Annotated in this window: 20 protein-coding genes, 2 tRNA genes and 1 pseudogene; 14 read left to right on the top strand and 9 right to left on the bottom strand. The window is 70.3% G+C overall.

Annotation, left to right across the window (positions count from 1 at the left end):
* The first annotated feature begins 280 nt into the window (after positions 1-280).
* On the top strand, positions 281-1483 hold the full coding sequence (locus tag ACFXI4_RS36125; protein WP_384999287.1) for a glycosyltransferase: 1203 nt from the start codon (positions 281-283) through the stop codon (positions 1481-1483).
* A gap of 77 nt (positions 1484-1560) precedes the next feature.
* On the opposite strand, the gene ACFXI4_RS36120 is transcribed toward ACFXI4_RS36125, so the two are convergent.
* Together ACFXI4_RS36120 and pepN are read right to left on the bottom strand one after the other, a co-directional pair.
* Positions 1561-2598: a hypothetical protein gene (locus tag ACFXI4_RS36120; protein WP_384999284.1), complete on the bottom strand. Its 1038-nt coding sequence runs from the start codon at positions 2596-2598 to the stop codon at positions 1561-1563.
* Between the two features lie 207 nt (positions 2599-2805).
* Positions 2806-5385, bottom strand: a complete 2580-nt coding sequence (gene pepN, locus ACFXI4_RS36115) for an aminopeptidase N (RefSeq protein ID WP_384999281.1) — start codon at positions 5383-5385, stop codon at positions 2806-2808.
* A 136-nt stretch (positions 5386-5521) separates the two neighbouring features.
* On the opposite strand from pepN, the gene ACFXI4_RS36110 reads away from it, so the two are divergent.
* Complete coding sequence (locus ACFXI4_RS36110; protein WP_362730447.1) at positions 5522-6184, top strand: DsbA family protein; 663 nt, start codon at positions 5522-5524, stop codon at positions 6182-6184.
* Positions 6185-6319: 135 nt separating this feature from the next.
* Here ACFXI4_RS36110 and ACFXI4_RS36105 read toward each other — a convergent pair whose 3' ends face one another.
* Positions 6320-6967: a superoxide dismutase gene (locus ACFXI4_RS36105; protein WP_362731533.1), complete on the bottom strand. Its 648-nt coding sequence runs from the start codon at positions 6965-6967 to the stop codon at positions 6320-6322.
* Between the two features lie 139 nt (positions 6968-7106).
* Positions 7107-7810 (bottom strand): annotated as a pseudogene (locus tag ACFXI4_RS36100) (amino acid transporter); the annotation flags it as partial.
* Positions 7811-8098: 288 nt separating this feature from the next.
* On the opposite strand from ACFXI4_RS36100, the gene ACFXI4_RS36095 reads away from it, so the two are divergent.
* On the top strand, positions 8099-8683 hold the full coding sequence (locus ACFXI4_RS36095) for a biotin transporter BioY (protein WP_384999276.1): 585 nt from the start codon (positions 8099-8101) through the stop codon (positions 8681-8683).
* A 68-nt stretch (positions 8684-8751) separates the two neighbouring features.
* Here ACFXI4_RS36095 and ACFXI4_RS36090 read toward each other — a convergent pair whose 3' ends face one another.
* The gene (locus tag ACFXI4_RS36090) at positions 8752-9462 is read right to left on the bottom strand and encodes an LPXTG cell wall anchor domain-containing protein (protein WP_384999273.1); all 711 of its coding nucleotides are present in this window, start codon (positions 9460-9462) and stop codon (positions 8752-8754) included.
* Between the two features lie 342 nt (positions 9463-9804).
* On the opposite strand from ACFXI4_RS36090, the gene ACFXI4_RS36085 reads away from it, so the two are divergent.
* Complete coding sequence (locus ACFXI4_RS36085) at positions 9805-11457, top strand: protein kinase (protein ID WP_384999379.1); 1653 nt, start codon at positions 9805-9807, stop codon at positions 11455-11457.
* Positions 11458-11469: 12 nt separating this feature from the next.
* On the opposite strand, the gene ACFXI4_RS36080 is transcribed toward ACFXI4_RS36085, so the two are convergent.
* Entirely contained in the window at positions 11470-12945 is a 1476-nt protein-coding gene (locus ACFXI4_RS36080) for an amino acid permease (protein WP_384999270.1), read from the bottom strand.
* 203 nt (positions 12946-13148) lie between these two features.
* On the opposite strand from ACFXI4_RS36080, the gene ACFXI4_RS36075 reads away from it, so the two are divergent.
* Both ACFXI4_RS36075 and ACFXI4_RS36070 read left to right on the top strand, forming a co-directional pair.
* Positions 13149-13640 carry a ribose-5-phosphate isomerase gene (locus ACFXI4_RS36075; RefSeq protein ID WP_384999267.1) on the top strand — a complete coding sequence of 164 codons (492 nt, stop codon included), beginning with the start codon at positions 13149-13151 and terminating at the stop codon, positions 13638-13640.
* A 70-nt stretch (positions 13641-13710) separates the two neighbouring features.
* On the top strand, positions 13711-14514 hold the full coding sequence (locus ACFXI4_RS36070) for an Fpg/Nei family DNA glycosylase (RefSeq protein ID WP_384999264.1): 804 nt from the start codon (positions 13711-13713) through the stop codon (positions 14512-14514).
* 22 nt (positions 14515-14536) lie between these two features.
* On the opposite strand, the gene ACFXI4_RS36065 is transcribed toward ACFXI4_RS36070, so the two are convergent.
* Positions 14537-15778 carry a GNAT family N-acetyltransferase gene (locus ACFXI4_RS36065; protein ID WP_384999261.1) on the bottom strand — a complete coding sequence of 414 codons (1242 nt, stop codon included), beginning with the start codon at positions 15776-15778 and terminating at the stop codon, positions 14537-14539.
* A gap of 175 nt (positions 15779-15953) precedes the next feature.
* Between ACFXI4_RS36065 and ACFXI4_RS36060 the strand changes: the two genes are divergently transcribed.
* Both ACFXI4_RS36060 and ACFXI4_RS36055 read left to right on the top strand, forming a co-directional pair.
* A complete protein-coding gene (locus ACFXI4_RS36060; RefSeq protein WP_384999258.1) occupies positions 15954-17117 on the top strand; it encodes a PP2C family protein-serine/threonine phosphatase in 1164 nt (387 codons plus the stop codon).
* Positions 17118-17247: 130 nt separating this feature from the next.
* Positions 17248-17703 (top strand): HD domain-containing protein, encoded by a 456-nt coding sequence (locus ACFXI4_RS36055; protein ID WP_384999255.1) that lies wholly within the window; start codon positions 17248-17250, stop codon positions 17701-17703.
* Between the two features lie 6 nt (positions 17704-17709).
* Here ACFXI4_RS36055 and ACFXI4_RS36050 read toward each other — a convergent pair whose 3' ends face one another.
* Positions 17710-18840 (bottom strand): acyltransferase family protein, encoded by a 1131-nt coding sequence (locus ACFXI4_RS36050; RefSeq protein WP_384999252.1) that lies wholly within the window; start codon positions 18838-18840, stop codon positions 17710-17712.
* A gap of 462 nt (positions 18841-19302) precedes the next feature.
* Here ACFXI4_RS36050 and ACFXI4_RS36045 point away from each other — a divergent pair, with 462 nt between their 5' ends.
* Entirely contained in the window at positions 19303-19497 is a 195-nt protein-coding gene (locus tag ACFXI4_RS36045) for a hypothetical protein (RefSeq protein ID WP_054231893.1), read from the top strand.
* A gap of 237 nt (positions 19498-19734) precedes the next feature.
* Here ACFXI4_RS36045 and ACFXI4_RS36040 read toward each other — a convergent pair.
* Positions 19735-19805 (bottom strand) — tRNA-Gly (locus ACFXI4_RS36040).
* Between the two features lie 163 nt (positions 19806-19968).
* Here ACFXI4_RS36040 and ACFXI4_RS36035 point away from each other — a divergent pair.
* From ACFXI4_RS36035 to clpX, 5 genes are all read left to right on the top strand, one after another.
* Positions 19969-20045 (top strand) — tRNA-Pro (locus ACFXI4_RS36035).
* 187 nt (positions 20046-20232) lie between these two features.
* Entirely contained in the window at positions 20233-21621 is a 1389-nt protein-coding gene (gene tig, locus ACFXI4_RS36030) for a trigger factor (protein WP_384999249.1), read from the top strand.
* 346 nt (positions 21622-21967) lie between these two features.
* The gene (locus ACFXI4_RS36025; protein ID WP_384999376.1) at positions 21968-22573 is read left to right on the top strand and encodes an ATP-dependent Clp protease proteolytic subunit; all 606 of its coding nucleotides are present in this window, start codon (positions 21968-21970) and stop codon (positions 22571-22573) included.
* A 73-nt stretch (positions 22574-22646) separates the two neighbouring features.
* A complete protein-coding gene (locus ACFXI4_RS36020; RefSeq protein WP_362723399.1) occupies positions 22647-23312 on the top strand; it encodes an ATP-dependent Clp protease proteolytic subunit in 666 nt (221 codons plus the stop codon).
* Between the two features lie 189 nt (positions 23313-23501).
* Positions 23502-24788 (top strand): ATP-dependent Clp protease ATP-binding subunit ClpX, encoded by a 1287-nt coding sequence (clpX, locus tag ACFXI4_RS36015; protein ID WP_351319384.1) that lies wholly within the window; start codon positions 23502-23504, stop codon positions 24786-24788.
* The last annotated feature ends 129 nt before the right edge of the window (positions 24789-24917 follow it).

Below are 24917 nucleotides of genomic sequence, written 5' to 3'. Positions count from 1 at the left end.
GATTTTTTGCCGTCGGCCGGGCCGGTCCCGCGCCTCCCGCCGCCCCGACAGGGTCCCGTAAAACCGCAGGTCAGAAGGGTGACAACGAAGGTTGTCGGACGATGCCGCGCGTGACCGTCCAGGTACCCGCCGTGTAAATGAATCGGACTCCGATATGAGACATACCGTTCATCCGAATGAAACGTCCGTACCGCCTCATATCGGCTAACCCGAGGTTCCCGGGGATGGCTCGATATGGTGCAAGGCTGGTGATCGTGTGGGCGCTCGGCCCGGACTTCGTGTGCTCTCGGTCTACGAGGGTTTTTTCTCCGGGGGAGCCCGGATCGTGCACAGCGATGTGCTGCTCGGCCTGGTAGAGGGCGGACAGCAGTGGCATCGGGTGCTGAGTCTGCACGGTGAGGTCCACCGAGAAGCCACCACGCAGCGTATGGAGGACGACGCCTGCTACCGCGCGCTCACGGCCGGCGGCATCGACGTCACCTCCCTCGGCCGCACCGCGGGCCTCGTCGACGGCACGGTGGCGGCGTCGGTTTTCAGCGGGCCCGAACTGGCCGATACCGCACGGGCGATGGCCGGTGCGGACGTCATCCTCTCCCTGAAGGAGCAGCCGCTCGCGCTCCTCAACCAGGCCGGGCTGCCCCGTCGCCCCGTCGTCGTCTGCCTGCACCGGTCCGACCCGGAGAACCAGGGCCCGGCGCTGGACGAGCTGAAGTCCGCCATCGCGGACGGGAAGGTCGTGGCGTGCGTGTGCTGCGCGGAGTCCACGCGGGAGGCGTACGAGGCGGCCGGCATCCCCGGTGAGCTGCTGCACGTCATCCCGAACGGGGTCGATCTGCTCCGTTTCCGCCCGGACGCGGCGGCCCGCCTCGCCTTCCGCGAGTCCGCCGGGATCCCGGCCGCCGCCCCCGTCGTCGTCTTCGCGGCCCGGTACGCCGGCATGAAGAACGTGCCGCTCTTCCTGCGGGCGGCCCGGGCGTGGCTGGCCCGCGAGGGCGGCGGCCACGTGGTCATGTGCGGCGCCGGGATGACCGGGGACAACCCCGCGCTCTGGGCCGACATGGAGATCGCCTTCGGTGCCGACCGGGCCGCCCTCGGCGACCGGGTGCACCTCCTTGGCGTACGGCACGACATGGAGGCCGTCTACGCCGGATCCGACGTCGTCGCCCTCACCTCCGTCTCCGGCGAGGCGGCACCGCTGTGCCTGATCGAGGGCATGATGTGCGGCGCCGTACCGGTGACGACCGACGTCGGCGACAGCGCCTCGATCGTCGAGGGGCTCGGTCTCGTGACGCCGTTCGACCCCGACGCGATCGCCTTCGCGTGGTCGGCGGCGGTGGCCGAGCGCGAGGCCTTCACGCCGGCACTGCTCACGAGCCGCGAGCGGTTCAGCCGTACCCGGATGATCGCCGCGTATGCCGACCTGCTGGACCGCGTCGCCGGCGACGTGCGCGACGAACTGCGGCCGGGCGTCGGCGGGCAGTGACAGGGCAGGACGCCGAGAGGCCGTCGGTCCCCCTCCGGACCGACGGCCTCCGCGCTCCCCTCCGCGATCCCCCTTCGCTACCGGGGCAGCACCACGACATGGGCGGCCGGATCCCGGTCCTCGGAGGCCATCAGGGCGGTACGGACCACCGCAGCCTGCTGCTCCATCGTGTCGCGGAGCTTCTTCGGGGTGAGGTGGACGACGGTGATGCCCAGCCGCTCCAGGTGTTCGCGCTTGCCGGCGTACTCGGACCACAGGGCGTCCTCGTCCTGGCGCGGCGCGCGGGTGTCCAGTTCGAGGGCGACGGCCTGCTCGGGCCAGTAGGCGTCCAGCCCGCCCAGGTGCGGGCCGCCGGGCAGGCGCAGGTCCACGTTCCACACCGGGTCGGGCAGGCCGTACTCGCGGACCATCCGGTAGAGGCGGTCCTCGGCGATGGCCCGGCCCTCGGCGACCAGCGAGTCGACCGCGTCGACCACGTGCGGGCGGGACAGCAGCTTCGCCTCGTTCAGCGCCCGCACCACCGGGGCCGGTTCGCAGTGGTGACCGCGGACCGCCTCCGTCAGCAGCCGGCGTACCGCCTCCGCGTCGGTCAGGTCCGCCACCGCGTCCGCGAGGGCGCGGGGGACCGGGGCGACGGGCAGGCCGGTCACCGCCTCGGGGGTCGGCAGGGCCGAAGTGCGCAGCACCCGGACGTAGGAGGTGGAGCGGATCCGGCGCAGGCGCGGGACCAGGACGTCCACGTGGTCCAGGGAGAGCAGCGGCGGGGTGGCCGAGAAGCCGTGCAGGGTCAGCGCGGCGAGGCCCGTGATCATCGCCTCCGGGTAGACCGTGCGGTGCGGGGAGCCGGCGCCGGGCTGGGCGGGCACGCCGGGGGCCGGCTCGCGGGCGGCGAACAGCAGCGCCCCGTGCAGGCGTTCCTCGCCGGTCGGCGCGCCGGGGTGGAGCAGGATCACGCCGGGCAGCAGCTGCTGCCAGGGGCCGCCGGCCCGGCACTGCTCGGTGATCTCGGCGGCGGGGACGCCGTGGGAGCGGAGCTGAGCCGTCGTCAGCACCCGGCGGTGGACGTCGGAGAGGTGACGCAGGGGGCGGGGGGAGAGCGGGGTGTTGTGGGTCATGGACCGGAGATTCCCGCGTCCGGTCTGCCCGTTAACCGCTGTTACGTTCCTGTTGAGGAATGCGGACGGAACGGTGCTAAAGGTCAGGTGTTCGACTGCCGAGTAGGAGCCGAAAACCCCTGGTCCGATCGGGTGCGGACCAGAGGTTACGGTCATGATGGAATGAATTCCGTAACGGTCACCCGGCGGGGAACCGTAGGCCAAAGGTCAGCCGGTGACGGCCCTCGCGTCGCACTCCTGCCCGCGCAGTGTGCGGGCCAGGTCGTCGCGGGCCTCCAGGACCAGCCGGCGCAGGGCCGGCGGCGCGTCGGCGTGGGCCGTGAGCCAGGCGTCCGTCGCCTCCAGCGTCCGGGGGCTGTCCTGCAACGAGGGGTACAGGCCCCGCACCACGTCCATCCCGATCTGGATCGAGCGGTCCTCCCAGATCCGCGCGATGACCTCGAAGTACTTCTCCGCGTAGGGCGCCAGCAGGTCCCGCTGCGAGGACTGCGCGAAGCCCGCGATGGTCGCCTCCACCAGCGCGTTGGACAGCGCCTGCGACTCCACGACCTGAGCCCAGGCCTGCGCCTTCACCGCCGCCGACGGCCGGGCGGCCAGGCAGCGCACCTGGTGGCGCTTGCCGGACGCGGTGTCGTCGCGGTTCAGTTCGGCCGCCAGCACGGACTCGTCGGCCGCGCCGTGCGCGGCGAGGGGCTCCAGGAACGCCCAGCGCAGCTCTTGGTCGACGTCCAGGCCGTCGATCGTGGCCGCGCCCGACAGCAGCTCCCCGAGCAGCCGCAGGTCGGCCTCGTCCGCCGCCGTCGACGCGAAGAACCGCGCCCATGCCAGCTGGTGCTCGCTGCCCGGCTCGGCCTGCCGCAGCTCCCGCAGGGCGCCCTCCGCGAGCCGCCGCCCGGCCGTCTCCCGCCCCTCGGGCGCCACGTAGTTCACCAGCGCCGAGTCCGCCCACGCGTGCAGCATCTGCAGCACGCCGATGTCCGACTCGCGGCTCGCGAACCGCAGCACCAGGCCGACGAAGTCCCGGGCCGGCAGCAGCGCGTCCCGGGTCAGGTTCCACAGCGCCGACCAGCACAGGGCGCGGGCGAGCGGGTCGGTCAGGTCGCCCAGGTGGTCCCGGAGCGTCGCCAGCGAGGTGTCGTCGAAGCGGATCTTGCAGTAGGTGAGGTCGTCGTCGTTGACCAGGACCAGCTCGGGGGCCTCGGTGCCGGCCAGGTCGGCGATCACCGTGCGCGGGCCGTCCACGTCCGTCTCCGCGCGCGCGTACCGCTCCAGCGCCCCCCCGGCCGTTCGGCGGTACAGGCCGATCGCGACCCGGTGCGGGCGCAGTTCGGGGTGCGACTCGGCGGCCTCCTGGACCACCGCCAGCTCGGCGATCCGCCCGTCGGCGGCGAGCAGCACCTGAGGGGTCAGCGCGTTCACCCCCGCCGTCTGGAGCCACTTCCCGGCCCAGGCGCTCATGTCCCGGCCGCTGGTCTCCTCCAGGACCGACAGCAGGTCGGCCAGGCGGGTGTTGCCGTACGCGTTGCGCTTGAAGTAGCGGCGGGCGCCTTCCAGGAACGCGTCCTGGCCGACGTAGGCCACCAGCTGCTTGAGGACGGAGGCGCCCTTGGCGTAGGTGATGCCGTCGAAGTTGAGCTTGGCGTCCTGGAGGTCGCGGATGTCGGCGGTGATCGGGTGCGTGGACGGCAGCTGGTCGGCGCGGTAGGCCCAGGCCTTGCGGCGGTTGGCGAAGGTGGTCCAGGCGTTGGTGAAACGGGTCGCGCCGACGTTCGCGAAGGTGCCCATGAAGTCCGCGAAGGACTCCTTCAGCCACAGGTCGTCCCACCACACCATGGTGACAAGGTCGCCGAACCACATGTGCGCCATCTCGTGCAGGATGACGTTGGCCCGCGCCTCGTAGGACGCCTGGGTCACCTTGCCCCGGAAGATGTACTCCTCCCTGAAGGTCACCAGACCCGGGTTCTCCATCGCGCCGAGGTTGTACTCGGGCACGAACGCCTGGTCGTACTTCCCGAAGGGGTACGGGTAGTCGAAGTGGTCGTGGAAGAAGTCCAGGCCCTGCTTGGTGACGAGGAAGACGTCGTCCGCGTCGAAGTAGGGCGCCAGGCCCTTGCGGCACATCGCGCCGAGCGGGATCTCCAGCGCCGTCCCGTCCGGGAGCGTGCGCGTGTAGTGGTCCGTCACGTAGTGGTAGGGACCGGCCACCACACAGGTGATGTACGTCGAGATCGGCCTGGTCTCCGCGAACCGCCACACCCCGTCGGCGAGTTCACCGGCCCCGTTGCTCCACACCGTCCACTCCTCGGGCGCCCGCACCTCGAAGCGGAACGGCGCCTTGAGGTCCGGCTGCTCGAAGTTGGCGAAGACCCGGCGGGAGTCGGCCGGCTCGTACTGCGTGTAGAGGTAGACCTCGCCGTCCTCGGGGTCGACGAAGCGGTGCAGGCCCTCACCGGTACGGGAGTAGGCGCACTGCGCGTCCACCACCAGCTCGTTCTCCGCGGCCAGGGCCTCCAGGGCGATCCGGGTGCCGTCGAAGACCTCGCCCGGGTCGAGATCCTTGCCGTTCAGGGTCACGGCCGTCACGCTCGGCGCGATGAGGTCGGCGAAGCTCGACGCGCCCGGCTCGCTGCAGCGGAAGCGGATCGTGGTCACCGAACGGAAGGTGCGCGGCTCGCCCTGGCCCTCGCCGAGGGCCGACCGCACGTCCAGCGACACGTCGTAGCTCTCCACCGACAGCAGGGCGGCCCGCTCCCGGGCCTCGTCGCGGGACAGATTCTCACCGGGCACGGGCGGCACTCCCTCATCGTTGTCGGTACGCCGGAACAGCACCGATCCTCCCATGCGCCCCTGACCGCGGGGACCCGGGAATGGGGTCGTGGGTGCCGGTGTTGCCGGTGGAAAAGGCCTTATTCCAAGGAGAGCCATGTCCGAGACCGAGACGCGTTCCGGCAAGACCCCCGTCGACTTCTGGTTCGACCCGCTGTGCCCCTGGGCCTGGATGACCTCCCGCTGGGTCCTGGAAGTGGAGAAGGTCCGGGACATCGAGGTCCGCTGGCACATCATGAGCCTGGCCGTGCTGAACGAGCCCAAGCTGGACGAGCTGCCCGAGGAGTACCGCGAGCTGCTGGAGACCAAGGCGTGGAAGCCGATCCGCGTGGTCACCGCGGCCTGGCAGAAGCACGGCTCCGACATCCTCGGCCCGCTGTACACCGCGCTCGGCACCCGTATCCACAACAACGGCGAGGGCCCGACCCTGGAGGCCATCGCGGGCGCGCTCGAGGACGTCGGTCTGCCCGCCGACCTGATCGACTACGCCGAGCAGGAGGACTTCGAGTTCGACGCGGAGCTGCGCGCCTCCCACAAGGAGGGCATCGACAAGGTCGGCCAGGACGTCGGCACCCCGGTCATCGCGGTCCCCGGCGCGGACGGCGAGCAGATCGCCTTCTTCGGCCCGGTCGTCACCCCCGCCCCCAAGGGCGAGGAGGCGGCCCGCCTGTGGGACGGCACCCTCGCGGTCGCCTCCGTCCCCGGCTTCTACGAGATCAAGCGGACCCGCACCAAGGGCCCCGACTTCAGCAACCTTTAGGCCCCGGCGGCCGCAGGTCCGGCGGCCCCGCACGGGCAGGCCCCCGCGAGTCATGTCCTCGCGGGGGCCTCCCTTTTTGCCGCCTGCCCGCGTGAGCGGTGAGAAGACGATCACGAGGCAGGGCGTATCGGCGGCTCAGGGAGCCAGCAGCAGCACATCCGCGCGGGACTTCGCCGCCTCGTGGCGGCGGGCCACGTCCTGCCAGTCGACGACGGCCCACATGGCGTCGATGAAGTCGACCTTCTGGTTCCTGTACTGGAGGTAGAAGGCGTGCTCCCAGGCGTCGAAGACCAGGATCGGGGTGGAGCCCTGGCCGACGTTGCCCTGGTGGTCGTAGACCTGCTCGACGATCAGCCGTCCGCTCAGCGGCTCGTGGGCGAGGACGCCCCAGCCGGAGCCCTGGGTGGTCGCGGCGGCTTTGGTGAGCTGGGCCTTGAAGCCGGCGAAGGAACCGAAGGACTCGGTGATCGCGTCGGCCAGGCCGCCCACGCCGTCGGCGGCCAGCGGCTCGCCGCCGCCGTCCTTCGGGCCGGTCATGTTCCGCCAGTAGATGCTGTGCAGGATGTGCCCGGACAGGTGGAAGGCCAGGTTCTTCTCCAGCCCGTTGACCGCCCCCCAGGCTGCCTTGTCCCGCGCCTCCGCGAGCTGCTCCAGCGTGTCGTTGGCGCCCTTGACGTAGGCGGCGTGGTGCTTGTCGTGGTGCAGCTCGATGATCTCGGGACTGATCACGGGCGCGAGCGCGGAGTAGTCGTAGGGCAGTTCAGGGAGCGTGTAGACGGGCATGGGCGTGAGTCCCCTCCGGACCTCTTACTCTTATTGCGAAAGACTTGCAACTACACATTAGCAACAAGAAGCCTGTCGCGGGCAAGGAAGAAGGCCCCCACGTGTCGTCACGTGAGGGCCTCGGGAGGGGGCGGCGGGGTCAGCCGCCGGCGCGCCGCCGCTGCCGCGGGTACCCGGCCGCCGCGAGTACGGCGGTCATCCGCCCGTGTAGTACAGCTGCACACGGGTGTCCGCCTCGCGGGCCATCAGGGCGAGGACGGCCGCCATGCCGGCCAGGACCAGCCACGTCAGATACGGGAACGCCCACATGCGGACGACCGGTCGCCGCGCGTTCTCCCGCTCCAGGCGGCGGCGGAGCAGCGGCTGGGAGACGGCGATGAAGCCCCAGACGACCAGGATCACCGCGCCGATCATGTTGAGCAGCCAGGGGAAGACGTCGTCCGGGCGCCAGTAGCTGAGCACGACACAGCCGATACCGAAGAGGCAGGAGGTGAGGGCCGCCAGGCGCGGCACGCCGCCGGAGACCCTCGCAAGCGCCCTGGGGCCCTGGCCGCGCTCGGCCAGGGAATGGGCGATGCGCGAGGCGCCGTAGACGTTGGCGTTCATCGCGGACAGCAGGGCGGCCAGGACGACCGCGTTCATCACCTGGCCGGCGCCCGGGATGCCCAGCCGGTCGAGGGTGGCGACGTAGGGGCCCCGCTCGACGAGCTGCTGGGAGTCCCAGGGGACCAGGGTGACGATGACCGCCATCGAGCCGACGCAGAAGAGCGCGATGCGCCACATCGCGGTGCGGACCGCGCTCGCCACGCCCCGGACCGGGTCCTCAGACTCGGCCGCCGCGATGGCGGCCATGTGCGAGAGCGTAGGCCGGCAACCCGGAATCCCACCAGAGCCCTGGGATTCGATTGGTGGAACTCCACAGGCCTGCTCAACGCCGCTGACGTGACTGAAACATCTCTGCCTCAGTGATCGGCGTCACCTCGTACCGCGTGTAGTCCACATTCTTTGTGGGGAGCCCACCAAGTGCCCGTTCCGGCCTTTGTCGATCGCTGACGTGTTCGGTTCAGGCGGCCCGGGATAGCGTCACGGTGTCCCCTGCCTGTCCGTCCACCCTCACCTCGCGGAGTCCCCATGAGCACCGCCACCGCAGCCGCGTCGAGCCGTACCGGCACCGTCCTCGCCGACCTCCTGCCCGTGTCCCGGGTGCGCGATGTCGCCCTCGTGGCCGGCGGAGCCGCGCTCACCGGCCTCGCCGCGCAGATCGCCGTCCCGGTGCCGGGTTCCCCGGTCCCGGTGACCGGCCAGACCTTCGCGGCCCTGCTCGTCGGCACCGCCCTCGGTGCCCGCCGCGGTCTGCTCTCCCTCGCGCTGTACGCGCTGGCGGGCCTCGCGGGCGTGCCGTGGTTCGCGAGCGGCACCTCCGGAGTCTCCGTCTCCTTCGGCTACATCCTCGGCATGATGCTCGCCTCCGCCGTCGTGGGCGCCCTGGCCCGGCGCGGCGCCGACCGCAACGCGCTGCGGATGGCGGGCACGATGCTGCTCGGCGAGGCGCTCATCTACGCGATCGGTGTGCCGTACCTGGCCTACGCCGCCGACCTGTCCGCGTCCGCGGCGATCGCCGCCGGCCTCACCCCGTTCCTGATCGGCGACGCGGTGAAGGCGGTCCTGGCGATGGGTGCGATGCCGGCCGCCTGGAAGCTCACCGGCAAGAGCTGACGGGACGAGAGCTCCGCGGGGGCCCGGGGCGCACACGCGCCCCGGGCCCCTTCGCGTGGGTGTCCCGCTCAGTCCGCCCGCCGCTGCGACCACCACACGCCCGCCGCCCCGGCCACGATCAGCGCCGCGCCGGCCGCGCCGAGCGGCAGTACGTCACGGTCCGCGCCGGTCTTCGGCAGCTGGTCGCCGCCCGGCCCCACCGGTTTGTTGTCGGTGCCGAGCAGCAGCGGGGTGGCCGGCGCGTTCGGCGACGGGTTCGTCGTACCGAACGGCACCGGGCCCTGCTGCCAGAACGTCTTCTTCCCGTCCGCGCTCTGCACGGGCAGACAGATCCTCCCGGTCCTGCCCAGGTCGAACGTGGCGTCCACCGGGTACGACTTCGACTTGCCCGCGCCGAGCGCGCCGACCGGGCAACGGAAGCCGCTGTTCGAACCGGCCGGCAGGTCCTTCGCCGCGATGGCGTCGCAGCCCCGCACGTTCGTGACCTTCAGGCCGTCGAAACCGACCACCAAAAGCCTGATGTCGGTGCTGTCCTTGGTTCCTTCGTTCTTGACGGTGGCGGTGACTGCCGTTTTCTGCGAGCTGTTGTCGACCGAGATCTTCCCGGGCAGAGTGGTCGTGAGTTTCACGCCCTCCGGTGCCTGGTCGACCGCCTTTCCCCCCTTGCCGCTCGCCGGTCCCTGGTCATCGGCGACAGCCGTGAACGGGAGGATTATCACGGCCGAGAAAGATGCCGTGACCAGCGATCCCGCGACGACTGCCATACGACGAGAACTCATGTTCGTCCCCCTTGCGACCCCCTGGGCCGCGCCTGAATTCGCGGCCACTTGAAGAGGTACCACAAGATTTCTCCGCACTATGCTGGTACGGCCGTAAGTGTGACCATCGTGTGTCATCGGAGGCGGTCGTTGAGGGGGTGCAGCGAATTGCCGGAGAATTCAGAGAATTCAGGGAGTCCAGGAAGTCCAGGGAGCCCGGGTGATCACGGTGGTCCAGGGAATTCTGATGGCCCGGAGAATCCGGTGGGTCCGGGGAGTTCGGGGGGTGCGGGGCCCGGTGGTGTCCCGGGGCTGCTGGTGACCGGTCGCTACCGGCTGGCCGAGAGTATCGGGCAGGGGGGAATGGGGCGGGTGTGGCGGGCCGCCGACGAGACGCTCGACCGGCAGGTGGCCGTCAAGGAGATGCGGATCGACGGGCTCGGTGCCGAGGACACCCGCACCCGCCGCGAACGCACCCTGCGCGAGGCCCGTGCCACCGCCCGGATCGACCACCCCAACGTCGTACGGGTCTACGACGTCGTCGACGAGGGGGAACGGCTGTGGATCGTCATGGAGCTGGTCCACGGCCGCTCCCTTGAATGGATCATGGCCGAGGAGGGGGCGCTGAGCCCGCGCGCGGCGGCCCGGATCGGCCTCGGTCTGGTCGCCGCGCTGCGGCAGGTGCACGCCGGGGGGGTGCTGCACCGCGACATCAAACCCGGGAACGTACTCGTCGAGAGCGCCGCCGGCCGCGTCGTCCTCACCGACTTCGGCATCGCGGCGATCCAGGACGCCAAGGCGCTCACCATGGTCGGCATGCTCGTCGGTTCCCCCGACTACATGGCACCCGAGCGGATCTCCGGGCGCCCGCAGGGCCCGCCGTCCGACGTCTGGTCGCTCGGCGCGACCCTGTGCGCCGCGCTCGGCGGCCGCTCCCCCTTCTCCCGCGACACGACCCTCGCCACCCTGCACGCGGTCCTCTACGAGGAGCCCGAACTCCCGGCGACGGCGGGCCCGTTGCACGACCTGCTGACCGCGCTGCTGGCGAAGGAACCGACGGCACGCCCGGGCCTGGAGGAGGTCGAGGAGACCCTGCGCCCGGTGGCCCACCCGACCCGGACCCCGGCACAGGCCTACCCGGCCCCGGTTCCTGTCCCGGTGGAGCGCCCGACCCCGACGTACGTGGAGCTGACGAAACCGCACGCCCCGGCCCCGGAGGACGCCCGCCCGCAGCCGGCACAGGTGCAGACCTCCCCGCCGGTGAGCGCTTCGACGGAGGCGGCGACGGAATCCCGCTCGGAGCCCCCGTCCAGCAGTCCGGCGGACCCCACGCTGCGACGCCCCCTCAGGGGCGCGGCGAACGGCGCCACAAGGCCTGGCGCACCCGCGGCGGCCCCCCGGCGCAAAGTCCCCCGGCGCACCGCTCTCCTGGCCGTCCTCGGGACCGCGGCGGTGGCCACCGCCGTTGCCGTCCTCGTCACCACCACGGCCGGCGGCGGTGACGGTCGAGCGGCCGGCACCTCCCCGACCGCCTCGACCGCGAGGCCCACCACACCCGCGCCCACGGTCGAAGGCACCGCCCGCCCCCGGACCCTCCCGCCCGGCGCCCACGAGGAGGCCGGCGGCTTCGCCTGGGTGACCCCGAAGGGCTGGCGCAGGGACGTGAAGACCGGCGCCGAGGTGCACTACACCTCCCCGGACGGCAGCCAGGAACTCGTCGCCAAGTCCTCCCTGGCCCGCGGGGACCTCATGGACAGCTGGAGCGCCTCCGAACGCAGCGCCCACCAGGGCCAGGACTACAGCAAGATCCGGCTGGCCGAGACGGAGTTCCGCGGCCACCCGGCGGTGATCTGGGAGTACACCTTCACCCTCGAGGGAGTCCCCTGGCACGCACGGCTGCTGGGCTTCGACGCCGACGGGAAGTCGTACCAGATCAACACCTGGTACCAGCCGGCGGTCGAAACCCAGGCCGTGCGGACCTATGAGCGGGTCAAGGAGGACTTCACCCTGCTGTGAGCGGCCAGCGGATCAGCCGACGGACACCTTGTCGGCGGGCTCACCGGCCTCCGCGGCGACCGCCGCCCGGTTCCCCGTGAGCTTCTGCTTCACCAGCGCGACGGCGATCACGAGCGCCGCGACGAGCAGCGACAGCAGCACGGTCGTACGGCCGCTGCTCTCACCCTCCGTGTCGGTCAGCATGTAGCCGAGGACGAACACGATCAGACCGGCCGTCGCCCAGGTCAGGTACGGGTACAGCCACATCTTCACGACGAGCTTCTCCGGCGCCTCGGCCTGGATTATCTTCCGCATGCGCAGCTGCGAGAAGCAGATGACCAGCCAGACGAACAGGGCGACCGCGCCGGAGGAGTTGACGAGGAAGAGGAAGACGGAGTCCGGGAAGCGGTAGTTGAAGAAGACGGCGACGAACCCGAAGACGACGGACGCCACGATCGCGGCCATCGGCACACCGCGGGAGGTGGTCCTGGCGAACGCCTTCGGCGCGTCGCCGCGCTGCCCGAGCGAGAACGCCATCCGGGATGCCGTGTACAGGCCGGAGTTGAGGCACGAGAGCACCGAGGTCAGCACGATGAAGTTCATGATCTCGCCGGCGTGCGCGATGCCGAGGGAGTCGAGGGCGGCGACGTACGAGCCCTTCTCCTTGATCGACGGGTCGTTCCACGGCAGCAGCGCGATGACGATGAGGATCGAGCCGAGGTAGAAGACGCCGATCCGCCAGATGATGCTGTTGGTCGACTTGGTGACCGCGCGCTGCGGGTTCTCGGACTCGCCGGCCGCCAGGGTGGCGATCTCGCTGCCCATGAAGGAGAAGACGACCAGCAGGACGCCGGTGAGGATGGCGCCGGGCCCGTTGGGCAGGAATCCGCCGTGGTCGGTGAGGTTGGCGAAGCTCGCCTTGTCCGCGTGGACGCCGGGGAGCACACCGAGGACCGCCAGCAGGCCGACGACGATGAACGCGCCGATCGCGACGACCTTGATGCCGGCGAACCAGAACTCGAACTCGCCGTAGGAGCCGACCGAGACCAGGTTGGTGGCGGTCAGGACCACCATCACGATGAGCGCCCAGCCCCACTGGGGCACGGCCGGGATCCAGCCCTCCAGGATCTTGGCGCCGGCGGTCGCCTCGACCGCCAGCACCACGACCCAGAAGAACCAGTACAGCCAGCCGATGGAGAACCCGGCCCAGCGGCCGAGCGCGCGGTCGGCGTGCGCGGAGAACGAACCGGAGGTCGGATTGGCGGCGGACATCTCGCCGAGCATCCGCATCACGAGGACGACGAGCGTGCCGACGAGTGCGTACGACAGGAGGATGCCGGGTCCTGCGGTGGCGATACCCGAGCTGGAACCGACGAAGAGACCGGCGCCGATGACACCACCGATGGCGATCATCGACAGATGGCGGTTCTTGAGTCCTGCGTGCAGACCGTTGCCGTTGCCGGGACCGCCGGCCGGGGGCGGGGCAGTCGTGGTCGGCTGCGAAGTCATGGGGGAATTCCTTTGCGCCGTGAATGGGGGTCCCGTACGAGCGGCGTACGAGTTGGTCCAGTGAAACGGAGGCGGAGGAATTCCTGAACCTTTGATTCCAGATCGTTACTTGAGGTTTTCCTGAGGTTCTGTAGTGTTACTCACACTTTCCGGGGCGTGGCCCCCGTACTGCCGCGTGTCAACGGCCATGTCACACTCGTCCCATGCGCGTGTATCTCGGCTCCGACCATGCGGGCTTCGAACTCAAGAACCACCTCGTCGAGTGGCTGAAGGCGGCGGGCCACGACCCCGTCGACTGCGGCCCCCACATCTACGACGCCCAGGACGACTACCCGCCTTTCTGCCTCCGCGCGGCCGAGCGGACCGCGGCGGACCCGGAGTCCCTCGGCATCGTGATCGGCGGCTCCGGCAACGGTGAGCAGATCGCGGCGAACAAGGTGAAGGGCGTGCGCGCGGCGCTCGCCTGGAGCGAGGAGACCGCGTCGCTCGGCCGGCAGCACAACGACGCGAACGTCGTCGCGGTCGGGGCGCGGATGCACACCCAGGAGGAGGCGACGAAGTTCGTCGAGACCTTCCTGAACACGCCGTTCTCGCAGGGTGAGCGCCACATCCGCCGCATCGACATGCTCAGTGCGTACGAGACGACGGGCGCCCTCCCGCCGATCCCGGCGCACCACCCGCAGCAGCAGGCGTAACCGGAAGTCCTCCGATTCCCACCCCTCGACCGAGTGAGTCGAGTGGGTGGGTGGGAAAGGAATCACCTCAGTGCCAGAGGGGCACACGATCCACCGGCTGGCGCTGGACTACCGCCGGCTCAGCGGACCCGTGCGGGTCAGCAGCCCGCAGGGCAAGTTCTCCGACGCCGCCCAGCTGATCGACGGCGCGCCCCTCACCCGCACCGAGGCGCACGGCAAGCACCTCTTCCTGGGCTTCCGCGACAGTGACTGGGTCCACATCCACCTCGGGCTCTTCGGCAAGGTCACCTTCGGTGACGCTCCCGCGCCGCCGGGCACCGACACCGTCCGGCTCCGCCTCGCCGACACCGCCTCCTACGCCGACCTGCGCGGCCCCACCACCTGCGCCCTGATCACCGACGCGGAGAAGCACGCCGTACACGCCCGGCTCGGCCCGGATCCGCTCCGCGCCGACGCCGACCCGGACGCCGCGTACCAAAAGATCTCCCGCAGCCGCACGACCGTCGCCGCGCTCCTGATGGACCAGAAGGTCATCGCGGGGGTCGGCAACGTCTACCGCGCCGAGGTGCTGTTCCGGCACGGGATCGATCCCTGTCGCGCGGGCCGGGAGATCACCCCCGCCGAGTGGGACGCCGTCTGGGCCGACCTCGTCGCTCTCATGCGCGAAGGCGTCCGGAACAACCGCATCGACACCGTCCGGCCCGAACACACCCCGGAGGCGATGGGACGCCCGCCGCGCGTGGACGACCACGGCGGCGAGGTGTACGTCTACCGCCGGGCCGCCCTGCCCTGCCACATCTGCGGCACCGAGATCCGCACCGTGGACCTCGCCGCCCGCAACCTCTTCTGGTGCCCCGGCTGTCAGAAGCGCTGAGCGGCGCGCCCCGGAGCGGGCTCTAGAAACCGTGCGGCAGCCACGGCAGGGACGCCGACCCGAACGCCGTCGACGCCTCCGCGAGCGCCCCCGGCCGCAGCTCCCGTACCCGGTCCGCCCGCGCCAGCGACACCAGGGAGACACCACCGAGGTAGGCCGCCGCCAGCTCCCGTACGGACAGGGCGAGTTCGGCCGCATCCGCCGTACGTTCGCAGGAGGCGCCCTTGGTGTCGCCGGTCAGCCGCCAACGCCCCTCGTTCCACGGACAGAAGGCGTCGGTCACCTCCAACACCACGTCCACCGGCGCCTGATAGGTCCGCGCCGCGAGCGCCCTGCCGACGTCGACGAGGCGGAGGTATCCCATGTCCCGCACCCGCGTCAGACAGCGCCGGATGTCGGAGACCAGGTACTGCCAGGCGTCGTCGACCGGCCGTCCCCGCAGCGTCAGCTTGGACATCAGGTCGATGCCGAACAGGAACCGCCACAGCGCCGCGTCGCTCGCCGCGTCCAGCGCGGCCAGGTCCTCCAGCGCCACGGTGCCGTCGTGCCCGCTCGGCGACCAGCCCAGCTTGGTACGGAAACGGGCGTACCCGACGATCCGCCCGTCCCGCTCGGCCACCACGCACTGCAGCGCCGACGCCCCGTCCCGGTGGCTCTCCGGGTCCACGAGGGGCGCCCGCTCCCAGCCGGGCTGCCTAGCCAGCATCCCGGGCCGCAGCGGCACCAGCTCCGCGTACACCGCCTCGCACGCGTCGAGCACGTCGGCCGGCCTGGCGTACCTCAGCCGTACGTCGTCGGTGCCGGCCGGCACGGTCAGCGTGACCCGGCTCGTGTCGATCTCGGCCTGCAGCTGCTGGACGGCCATGTCGTACCCGAAGCGGCCGTAGATCGCCGGCTCGGAGGCGGTCAGCGCGGCGAGCGCCTCGCCCCGCTCCCGTACGTCGTCCAGCTGGCGCCGCATCATCGCGGTCAGCACCCCGCGCCGCCGGTGCGTGGCGGACACGCTCACCATGGTGACGCCCGCCACCGGCAGCACCGCGCCGCCCGGTACGGTCATCCGGAAGCTGAACGCCCCGCCCGTCCCGACCAGGTCGGACCCGTCCCATACGGCCAGTGAACGCTCGAACTCCGTGAGGGAGCGATCCAGCTCACGCTCCTCCGCGGAGGTCGAGCCGGCGCCGAAAGCCCGGATCAGGTGGTCCCACCACCCGTCGAACTCCTCGGCACGCAGCACCTTCAACTCGGTCGCACGGTCGGTCGCCATGCGCCATGCGTACCAGGGGCAATGCCGGACAGGCCAGCGAATTTCTCCCGGACGGCGACGCGGGGCCGTCCGGTGAAGTTCACTGTGAAGTCGCACTCGACGGCGAACCTCGGACGGGGGACAAGTGGGACCTCCCGTGCCAAGCAGCTGGTCCGATGGATAGGGTCCCGAACTGATGGCAGTAGACGGAGAGCGGCGCGGGAAGGCCGAGACCTTCACGGCCCGGTGCAGGATGCAGTGGCACCGGGCCCGCGTCGGGCTGCGCAGAAGCGCCGTGGACTACTTCCGCGGCGACGGTTCCGACTGGATCGCGCTCGCCGGACTCCTGCTGACCGTGCCCGTGCTGGCGGCCATGACCCTCGCCAACTCGGTGTGGTTCTCGCCGGCCTCCCTGGTCCTGCCGATCATCGCGGGCGGCCTGCTGCTGCGCCCGGCGAGCCTGCTCGGCCTGTACGCGGCGGGCGCCACGGCGCTGATCGTCGAGTCGGTCCGGCTCGGCCCCTACACCGAGGGCCCCTCCCGGGTCACCCCCGGCGTGGTCCTGGTCGTGGCCGCCTGCGGTTTCTTCGGCCTCCTCACCGCCCAGTTCCGCAGCCGGGTCGGCGTGCCCTGGCGGCGCGGCGGCACCATGCTCTTCGACCTGCGCGAACGCATCCGGGTGCAGAGCAAGCTGCCGAAGCTGCCGCCGGGCTGGCACCGCGAGATGGCCCTGCGGCCGGCCGGCGGCCAGTCCTTCTCCGGGGACTTCGTGGTCGCCGCCCGCACGAACAACGGCCGCACGATGGAGGTCGTCCTCACCGACGTCTCTGGCAAGGGCATGGACGCGGCGTCCCGCGCCCTGCTGCTGTCCGGCGCGTTCGGCGGCCTCCTGGGCTCCCTGCCCCCGCACGCCTTCCTCACCGCCGCCAACGGATACCTCCTGCGCCAGGACTGGGACGAGGGCTTCGCCACCTCGATCCACCTGGTCCTCGACCTGGACTCCGGCGACTACGAGCTCTACTCCGCGGGCCACCCCCCGGGGCTCCAGCTCAGCGCGGGCAGCGGCCGCTGGGAGGAGAAGGCCGCGGAGGGCCCGCTCCTGGGCGTCTACGACGGCGCCCAGTTCGACTCGGTCAAGGGCTCGCTGCGCCCGGGCGACGTCCTGATGCTCTTCACGGACGGCCTGGTGGAGACGTCGGACCGGGACATCGTGGAGGGTATCGACCGCCTCACCGGCGAGGCCGACCGCTATGTGGCGGGCGGCTTCCACGGCGCGGCCTGGCACCTGATCGAGGCGGTGGCGAAGGACGTGAACGACGACAGGGCGCTGCTGCTGATCTGCCGCGAGGCGGCGCGGTGAGCCGGCCCGGCCCGCGGGCGGTCGTGCCGCTCGGGGCGGCACGGGTGGGCGCCGGCGGCACCCCCTCCGGGGGAGGCACCCCGCAAGCGCCGGTGAGCGTCCCCGCCCCCGCCACGGAGCACTCGCACCTGTGACCTCCCCGACCCCCCTCTCCCTCCCCGAAGTCGAGGCGCTCGCCCGAGCCGCCCACGCGGGACAGACCGACAAGGCCGGCCGCCCCTACGCCGAGCACCTCGCCGCCGTGGCCGAGGGCGTCCGCGCCCGCGGCGGTGACCCGGAGCAGATCGCCGCCGCCTGGCTGCACGACGCCGTCGAGGACCACGCCCTCAGCGCGGAACGGCTCGCGGCGACCCCCCTCACGGCCCGCACCAGGGCCATCGTGCTCGCCCTCACCAAGCACCCCGCCGAGCCCGCCGAGGCGTACGCCCGCCGCATCCTGGACACCCCGGGCGCCCTCCTGGTCAAAGAGGCCGACCTCGCGCACAACGCCGACCCGGGCCGTCTCGCCGTACTCGACGAAGAGACCCGGAAACGGCTGACCGAGAAGTACGCCAGGATGCGCGCCCTGCTCGGCCCGCCGGTGTAACCGGAATCACGCGTTGGCCATCTCCCGGCCCTCGCTGCCCTCCCGGCGCTGCCGCTCCCGCGCCTGTTCCGCCGCGTCCTGCCGGAACGCCCAGGCCATCCTCGGCTCCATGGCGAACCGGAACACCCGCCGGACCGGCCCGGAGCACAGCAGTGTGACGGTGGCGCCCGCGAGGGCGGTGACGAGGATCTCGCCGAGCGGCCCGTGCAGCCACCGCGGATCGAACCAGCCCGCGTGGTCGGCGTACTTCACGGCGAAACCGTGCAGCAGATAGCCGTACAGCGTGCCCGCGCCCAGTGCCGTGAACCACATCCGGCGGCCCGGTACCCAGGACAGGAAGCCGGCCGTCAGCAGCAGCGAGCAGCCGGACATCGCGAGCACCATCACCGGCCCGCACCACCACGGCACACCCAGTTCCTGCGCGGAGTCCCGGTGGTAGAACCACGCGGTGTTCATCCGGGGCACCGACCACCAGGAGAAGGCCAGCGCGAAGGCGAACACCGGCAGCGCGGCGATCCGAACCGGCCACCGGCGTACCAGCCGGAAGTGCTCGGGCCTCAGGCACAGGCCGAGCACGAAGTACGGCAGGAACTGCAGGACCCGCTGCAGGTCCAGGTCGTCGCCGATGCTGGGGGACACGGACGCCAGCATCGCGACGGCGAAGGCGACGGGCAGCGGGTGGCGGACCGCCCGCCAGATCGGCGTGGTCAGCCGCCAGACGAACAGTGCGCACAGGAACCAGGTCAGGTACCAGGGGTCGAGCAGGCTGATGTCCTGGCCGGGGGAGTGGTCGACGTACCGCTCGAACAGCGAATAGGCGGTCTCGAACAGGACGTACGGCACGACGACGCCGGTGATCAGCCGCTTCAGCCGGTCCGGGCGCATGTCGAAATTCCGGGAGAAGTAGCCGGAGATGACGATGAACGCCGGCATGTGGAAGGCGTACACGACGCAGTACAGCGCCTCCAGGACACGGCTGTCGCCCTTCAGCGGCTCCCAGGAGTGGCCCATCGCGACGAGCACGATCGCCAGGTACTTGGCGTTGTCGAAGAAGGCGTCGCGGTGTCCGTACGCCGGCGGCCGGGCGGGGGGACGCGGTGCTGGGTTCTGGCCGGGGGACGTGGCGGCGGCAAACATCTGAGGCACCCTAGCGTCGCCTGTGGGATTTCGTAAAACCATCGATGTGAATGCTGGATATCGGCCGTGACGGTCTGTGAACCGTCCGTCTGTTTACCCGGGTCGACTCCTGCAGCCATGCGGTTTCATGCGGCACTTACACCCTTGATGTCCCTGTTCATCCTGACTAATTGGTGCATAACGCCTGCGTGTGACTCCGTCTTGTGATGCCTGTGTCAACAATTCGAATTGGCTGCGCACGCGTTGTGTGGACACCGAAACCAAGTCTGCCGATTACCTTGGATCCGCGGCCGGGTGGGCCGTCGAATTACTGTGCGGGCGGGGGCCGGTGGGCGGTGAGTTGTCGACGTTGTGTCACGGGCCGCATAGTGCGGCCGGGTTGGTGGCACGATGGTCCTGGCGGGGGTGCGGGGTCGTACCCCCGGGCCGGGAGAGCGGAACCGACCGAGGGCGTGATCAGTTGTGGCGATTTCACTGTCTGTGGTGCTGCTGTTGGCGATCATCCTGGTGGTGCTGATCAGAGGGGGGAGCATCAAGGCCGGCCCCGCGATCGTCGCCGTCCTGTTCGGCTTCTTCCTCGCGTCGACCGGGATGGCCCCCTCCATCCAGCGCTTCCTCGACTCGATAGCGCAGACCATCAACTCGATCAGCTTCTGACCGCGCGGGCGCGCGCGGGCATGCGCCCGCGCGAGTGAGCTTCCCGAGCCGCGGACACGCGACGGAACCGAGACATGGATTCCGTACGCCCTGTACTTCGCCGGCTCCGTCCGTGCGCCCGGCGTGCCCGGCCCGCCACGGAGTGAGGTGCCCGGCCCCGGACGCGGGGAAGGCCCGGACAGGCGGAAGGCCCAGGCAAGGAGGTCGGAACCTCTCGCCTGGGCCTTCGCCACGCAGAGCGGGCGACGGGAATCGAACCCGCGTAGTCAGTTTGGAAGACTGGAGCTCTACCATTGAGCTACGCCCGCACGCCGCGCACCACAGGTCGGTGACCGCGGCACAGAAGGCATCGTAGCGGGTCGTCCACCGCCTAGGCCAACGTGTTGGTCTGCACGGACGTGGCGTCGGCGCGGGTGAACAAAGCGGCCGACGCGGGCGGGCCGGGCATGTACCCTACGTGTCGCACCGAAACGGGGTGTGGCGCAGTTTGGTAGCGCGTCCGCTTTGGGAGCGGAAGGCCGTGGGTTCAAATCCCGCCACCCCGACCATCGAATGACGGCGTCCGTCTTGATCGCCTTTTGGGGCGCTGAGCGGCTGCGGTTACTATGCAAGCTGCGCGCCCGCGTGTCCCGGCCCCCGCACGGCGGCCTACGAACTCCTCCGGGCGGCGAAACTCCGCCGGTGCCTCTCTGGTCCCGGCAGAACCCAAGCAGTCAGCCACAAGGAGACCGAACCGTGAAGAGCGCCGTGGAGACCCTGAACCCGACCCGGGTTCGGCTCACTGTCGAGGTGCCCTTCGAGGAGCTCAAGGACAGCCTCGACGCGGCGTACAAGAAGATCAACCAGCAGGTCACGGTGAAGGGCTTCCGCAAGGGCAAGATCCCGGCCCGCGTCATCGACCAGCGGTTCGGCCGCGGTGCGGTGCTGGAGGAGGCCGTCAACGACGCGCTTCCGAAGTTCTACACCGAGGCGGTCAACGAGGCCGAGCTCAACCCGCTGGGCCAGCCCGAGGTCGACATCACCGAGCTGAAGGACGGCGAGACGCTGAACTTCACCGCCGAGGTCGACATCCGCCCCGCCCTGGAGATCCCGGACTACTCCGGTATCGAGGTCGAGGTCGACGCCGTCGAGGTGACCGACGAGGACATCGAGAAGTCCGTGGAGCAGCTCCGTGAGCGCTTCGCCTCGACCTCCCCGGTCGAGCGGGCCGCCGAGGACGGCGACGTCGTCACCATCGACCTGGAGGCCAAGGTCGACGGCGAGGTGCTGGAGGACGGCATCGCGAGCGGTGTCTCCTACACCATCGGCTCCGGCGAGCTGCTCGACGGCATCGACGACGCCGTGAAGGGCCTGGAGGCCGGTGGCGAGGCCACCTTCGCCTCCGAGCTCAAGGGCGGCTCCGCGGCCGGCCGTGAGGCCGAGGTCACCGTCAAGGTCACCCAGGTCGCCGCCCGCGAACTTCCCGCACTGGACGACGAGTTCGCGCAGCTGGCCTCCGAGTTCGACACCCTGGACGAGCTCAAGGAAGACAGCCGCAAGCGGCTCGCCAACATGAAGACGTACGACCAGGCCACGCAGGCCCAGGAGCGCGTCCTGGAGAAGCTCCTGGAGCTCGTCGAGGTGCCCGTCCCCGAGAAGCTGCTCGAGGACGAGATCAACACCCGCAAGCACAACCTGGAGCACCACCAGCTCGGCCAGATGGGTCTCGACCTGGAGAAGTACCTCGAGATCCAGGGCAAGACCGCCGAGGAGTTCGAGGCCGAGACCAAGGAAGCCGCGGTCAAGGGCATCAAGACCCAGTTCGTCCTCGACGAGCTGGTCAAGGTGGAGAAGCTGAACGTCAACCAGGAGGAGCTCACCGAGCACCTCATGCGGCGTGCGGCCTCCTCCGGCATGTCCCCCGACCAGTTCGCCCAGGCCGTCGTCGAGGGCGGCCAGGTTCCGCTCCTGGTCGGCGAGGTCGCCCGCGGCAAGGCCCTGGCCGTCGTGGTCGAGGCCGCCACGGTGAAGGACACCAACGGCGAGCTCGTCGACCTGGACGACGAGGACGAGGACGAGACGGAGGCCCCCGAGGCCGCCGCCGAGGCCCCGGCCGCCACGGACGAGGAGAAGACCGAGGGCTGAGCCCCACGGCGCCCGCCAACGGCGTACAAGGGGCTCCTGGGCACTGTCCCGGGGGCCCCTTCGTCATCGCCGGGACCGTAGTGCCCCCCGCGGGGGCACCGGGGAACTGCGCGACAAGCCGCTGCGCGCCCGCACGCGCCCGCGCGCCCGTACCACCACGGCGAGTACCCGTCCGGCCACCGCCGGGGGCTCTACGCCCCCGGCGAACAGCCCTCTTACCGGGATTCCCCGAAGGGACCATCGCGTTAGGGTCCATGAGTACGAGGGCAGCCAAGCCCCCGGCTACGGAAACGTGAGACGGCCCGGCGCCGTCGTAAGACGAGCAGGTGGATACGTGACGAATCTGATGCCCTCCGCCGCCGGCGAGCCTTCCTTCGGTGGTGGCCTCGGCGACCAGGTCTACAACCGGCTGCTCGGCGAGCGGATCATCTTCCTGGGCCAGCAGGTCGACGACGACATCGCCAACAAGATCACCGCGCAGCTGCTGCTGCTCGCGGCCGATCCCGGCAAGGACATCTACCTCTACATCAACAGCCCCGGTGGTTCGGTGACGGCCGGCATGGCGATCTACGACACCATGCAGTACATCCCGAACGACGTGGTGACCATCGCGATGGGCATGGCGGCCTCGATGGGCCAGTTCCTGCTCACCGGCGGCGCCGCGGGCAAGCGCTTCGCGCTGCCGCACGCCGACATCATGATGCACCAGGGCTCCGCGGGCCTCGGCGGTACCGTCTCGGACATCAAGATCCAGGCCGAGTACCTGCTGCGCACCAAGAAGCGCATGTCCGAGCTGACCGCGCAGCACTCCGGCCAGACCGTCGAGGCGATCATCCGCGACGGCGACCGCGACCGCTGGTTCACCCCGGAAGAGGCCAAGGAGTACGGTCTCATCGACGAGATCATCACGCATGCCTCCGGTGTTCCGGGAGGCGGCGGCACCGGCGCCTGAGACCAGGCCCGGCCACGCCACGCTCCGCCGAGACTCCAGCCCCCCGAACGCCACCAGGACGGTGAACACCCTCATGAGCAACATTCCCGGCGCCGCTGACGCCCGCTACGACGGGCCCCGGCCCGACGCCCGCTACGTCATCCCGCGCTTCGTCGAGCGCACCTCCCAGGGCATCCGCGAGTACGACCCGTACGCGAAGCTCTTCGAGGAGCGCGTGATCTTCCTCGGCGTCCAGATCGACGACGCCTCCGCCAACGACGTCATGGCGCAGCTGCTGTGCCTGGAGTCGATGGACCCCGACCGGGACATCTCGATCTACATCAACAGCCCGGGCGGCGACATGACCGCCCTCACGGCGATCTACGACACGATGCAGTTCGTCAAGCCCGACATCCAGACGGTCTGCATGGGCCAGGCGGCCTCCGCCGCCGCGATCCTGCTGGCCGCCGGCACGCCCGGCAAGCGCATGGCGCTGCCGAACTCCCGGGTGCTGATCCACCAGCCCGCCGGTTCCACCGGCCGCGGCCAGCTCTCCGACCTGGAGATCATCGCCAAGGAGTTCACGCGGATGCGTGACCAGCTGGAGACCATGCTGTCCAAGCACTCCAACCGGCCGATCGAGCAGGTCCGCGAGGACATCGAGCGCGACAAGATCCTCACGGCTGAGGAAGCCCTCGACTACGGCATCGTGGACCAGATCATCTCCACCCGGAAGATGAACAACGCTGACGTCCGCTGACAGAGGATGTAGTCTCTGCCGCCCTTGGCCCGGTTTGACCGCGGGCTCGGCAAGGTGCACGTCAAAGTGAACCGTGCCAAGGGGGGCCCGTACGAGGGGCCCGGCAAGGTACCGTCGACATAAGGCAGCACCAGGAGCCGCTGGATTCGAAAGAGTCCAGGCGTCTCCCAGGCGAAGGGGAAGCACACCGTGGCACGCATCGGTGACGGCGGCGATCTGCTCAAGTGCTCGTTCTGCGGCAAGAGCCAGAAGCAGGTCAAGAAGCTCATCGCAGGGCCCGGTGTGTACATCTGCGACGAGTGCATCGACCTCTGCAACGAGATCATCGAGGAGGAACTCGCCGAGACGAGCGAGGTGCGCTGGGAGGAACTCCCCAAGCCCCGCGAGATCTACGAGTTCCTGGAGGGCTACGTGGTCGGCCAGGAGGCCGCCAAGAAGGCCCTCTCGGTCGCGGTGTACAACCACTACAAGCGGGTCCAGGCCGGCGAGAACGGCGGCGGCCAAAGCCGCGAGGACGCCATCGAGTTGGCGAAGTCCAACATCCTGCTGCTGGGGCCCACCGGCTCCGGCAAGACGCTTCTGGCGCAGACCCTGGCCCGCATGCTGAACGTCCCGTTCGCGATCGCCGACGCGACCGCGCTGACGGAGGCGGGCTACGTGGGCGAGGACGTCGAGAACATCCTCCTCAAGCTGATCCAGGCGGCCGACTACGACGTCAAGAAGGCCGAGACCGGGATCATCTACATCGACGAGATCGACAAGGTCGCGCGGAAGAGTGAAAACCCGTCGATCACCCGGGACGTCAGCGGCGAGGGCGTGCAGCAGGCCCTGCTGAAGATCCTGGAGGGCACCACCGCGTCGGTCCCGCCGCAGGGCGGCCGCAAGCACCCGCACCAGGAGTTCATCCAGATCGACACGACGAACGTGCTGTTCATCGTGGGCGGCGCCTTCGCGGGCCTGGAGAAGATCATCGAGTCCCGGGCGGGCGCCAAGGGCATCGGCTTCGGCGCGACCATCCGCTCCAAGCGGGAGCTGCAGTCCAAGGACCAGTTCGAGGACGTCATGCCCGAGGACCTGGTGAAGTTCGGCATGATCCCCGAGTTCATCGGCCGGCTGCCCGTCATCACCTCGGTCCACAACCTGGACCGCGAGGCCCTGCTCCAGATCCTGATCGAGCCGCGCAACGCGCTGGTCAAGCAGTACCAGCGCCTGTTCGAACTCGACGGCGTGGAGCTGGACTTCGAGCGCGAGGCGCTGGAGGCCATCGCCGACCAGGCCATCCTCCGCCAGACCGGCGCCCGCGGCCTGCGCGCCATCATGGAGGAAGTCCTCATGTCCGTGATGTACGAGGTCCCGTCCCGCAAGGACGTGGCCCGCGTGGTCATCACGGCCGACGTCGTCCACTCCAACGTCAACCCGACCCTGATCCCGCGCGACGCGCGCGGGCGCGGCGCGGGTGAGCAGAAGTCGGCATAGCCGTACCGGTCATAGCGAGGAGGGGCGCCCGCGAGCGTGCCCTCCGACCCGCCCAGCGGGGTAACGGGCAAGGGATGGCCGTACAGCGTGCTCTGATAAACGAATAGGGGGGAAAGAGACCCGGGGAGA

This window comes from Streptomyces sp. NPDC059224 (assembly GCF_042754285.1).
Taxonomy (GTDB): domain Bacteria; phylum Actinomycetota; class Actinomycetes; order Streptomycetales; family Streptomycetaceae; genus Streptomyces.
This window is presented reverse-complemented; position numbering and strand designations above follow the sequence as displayed.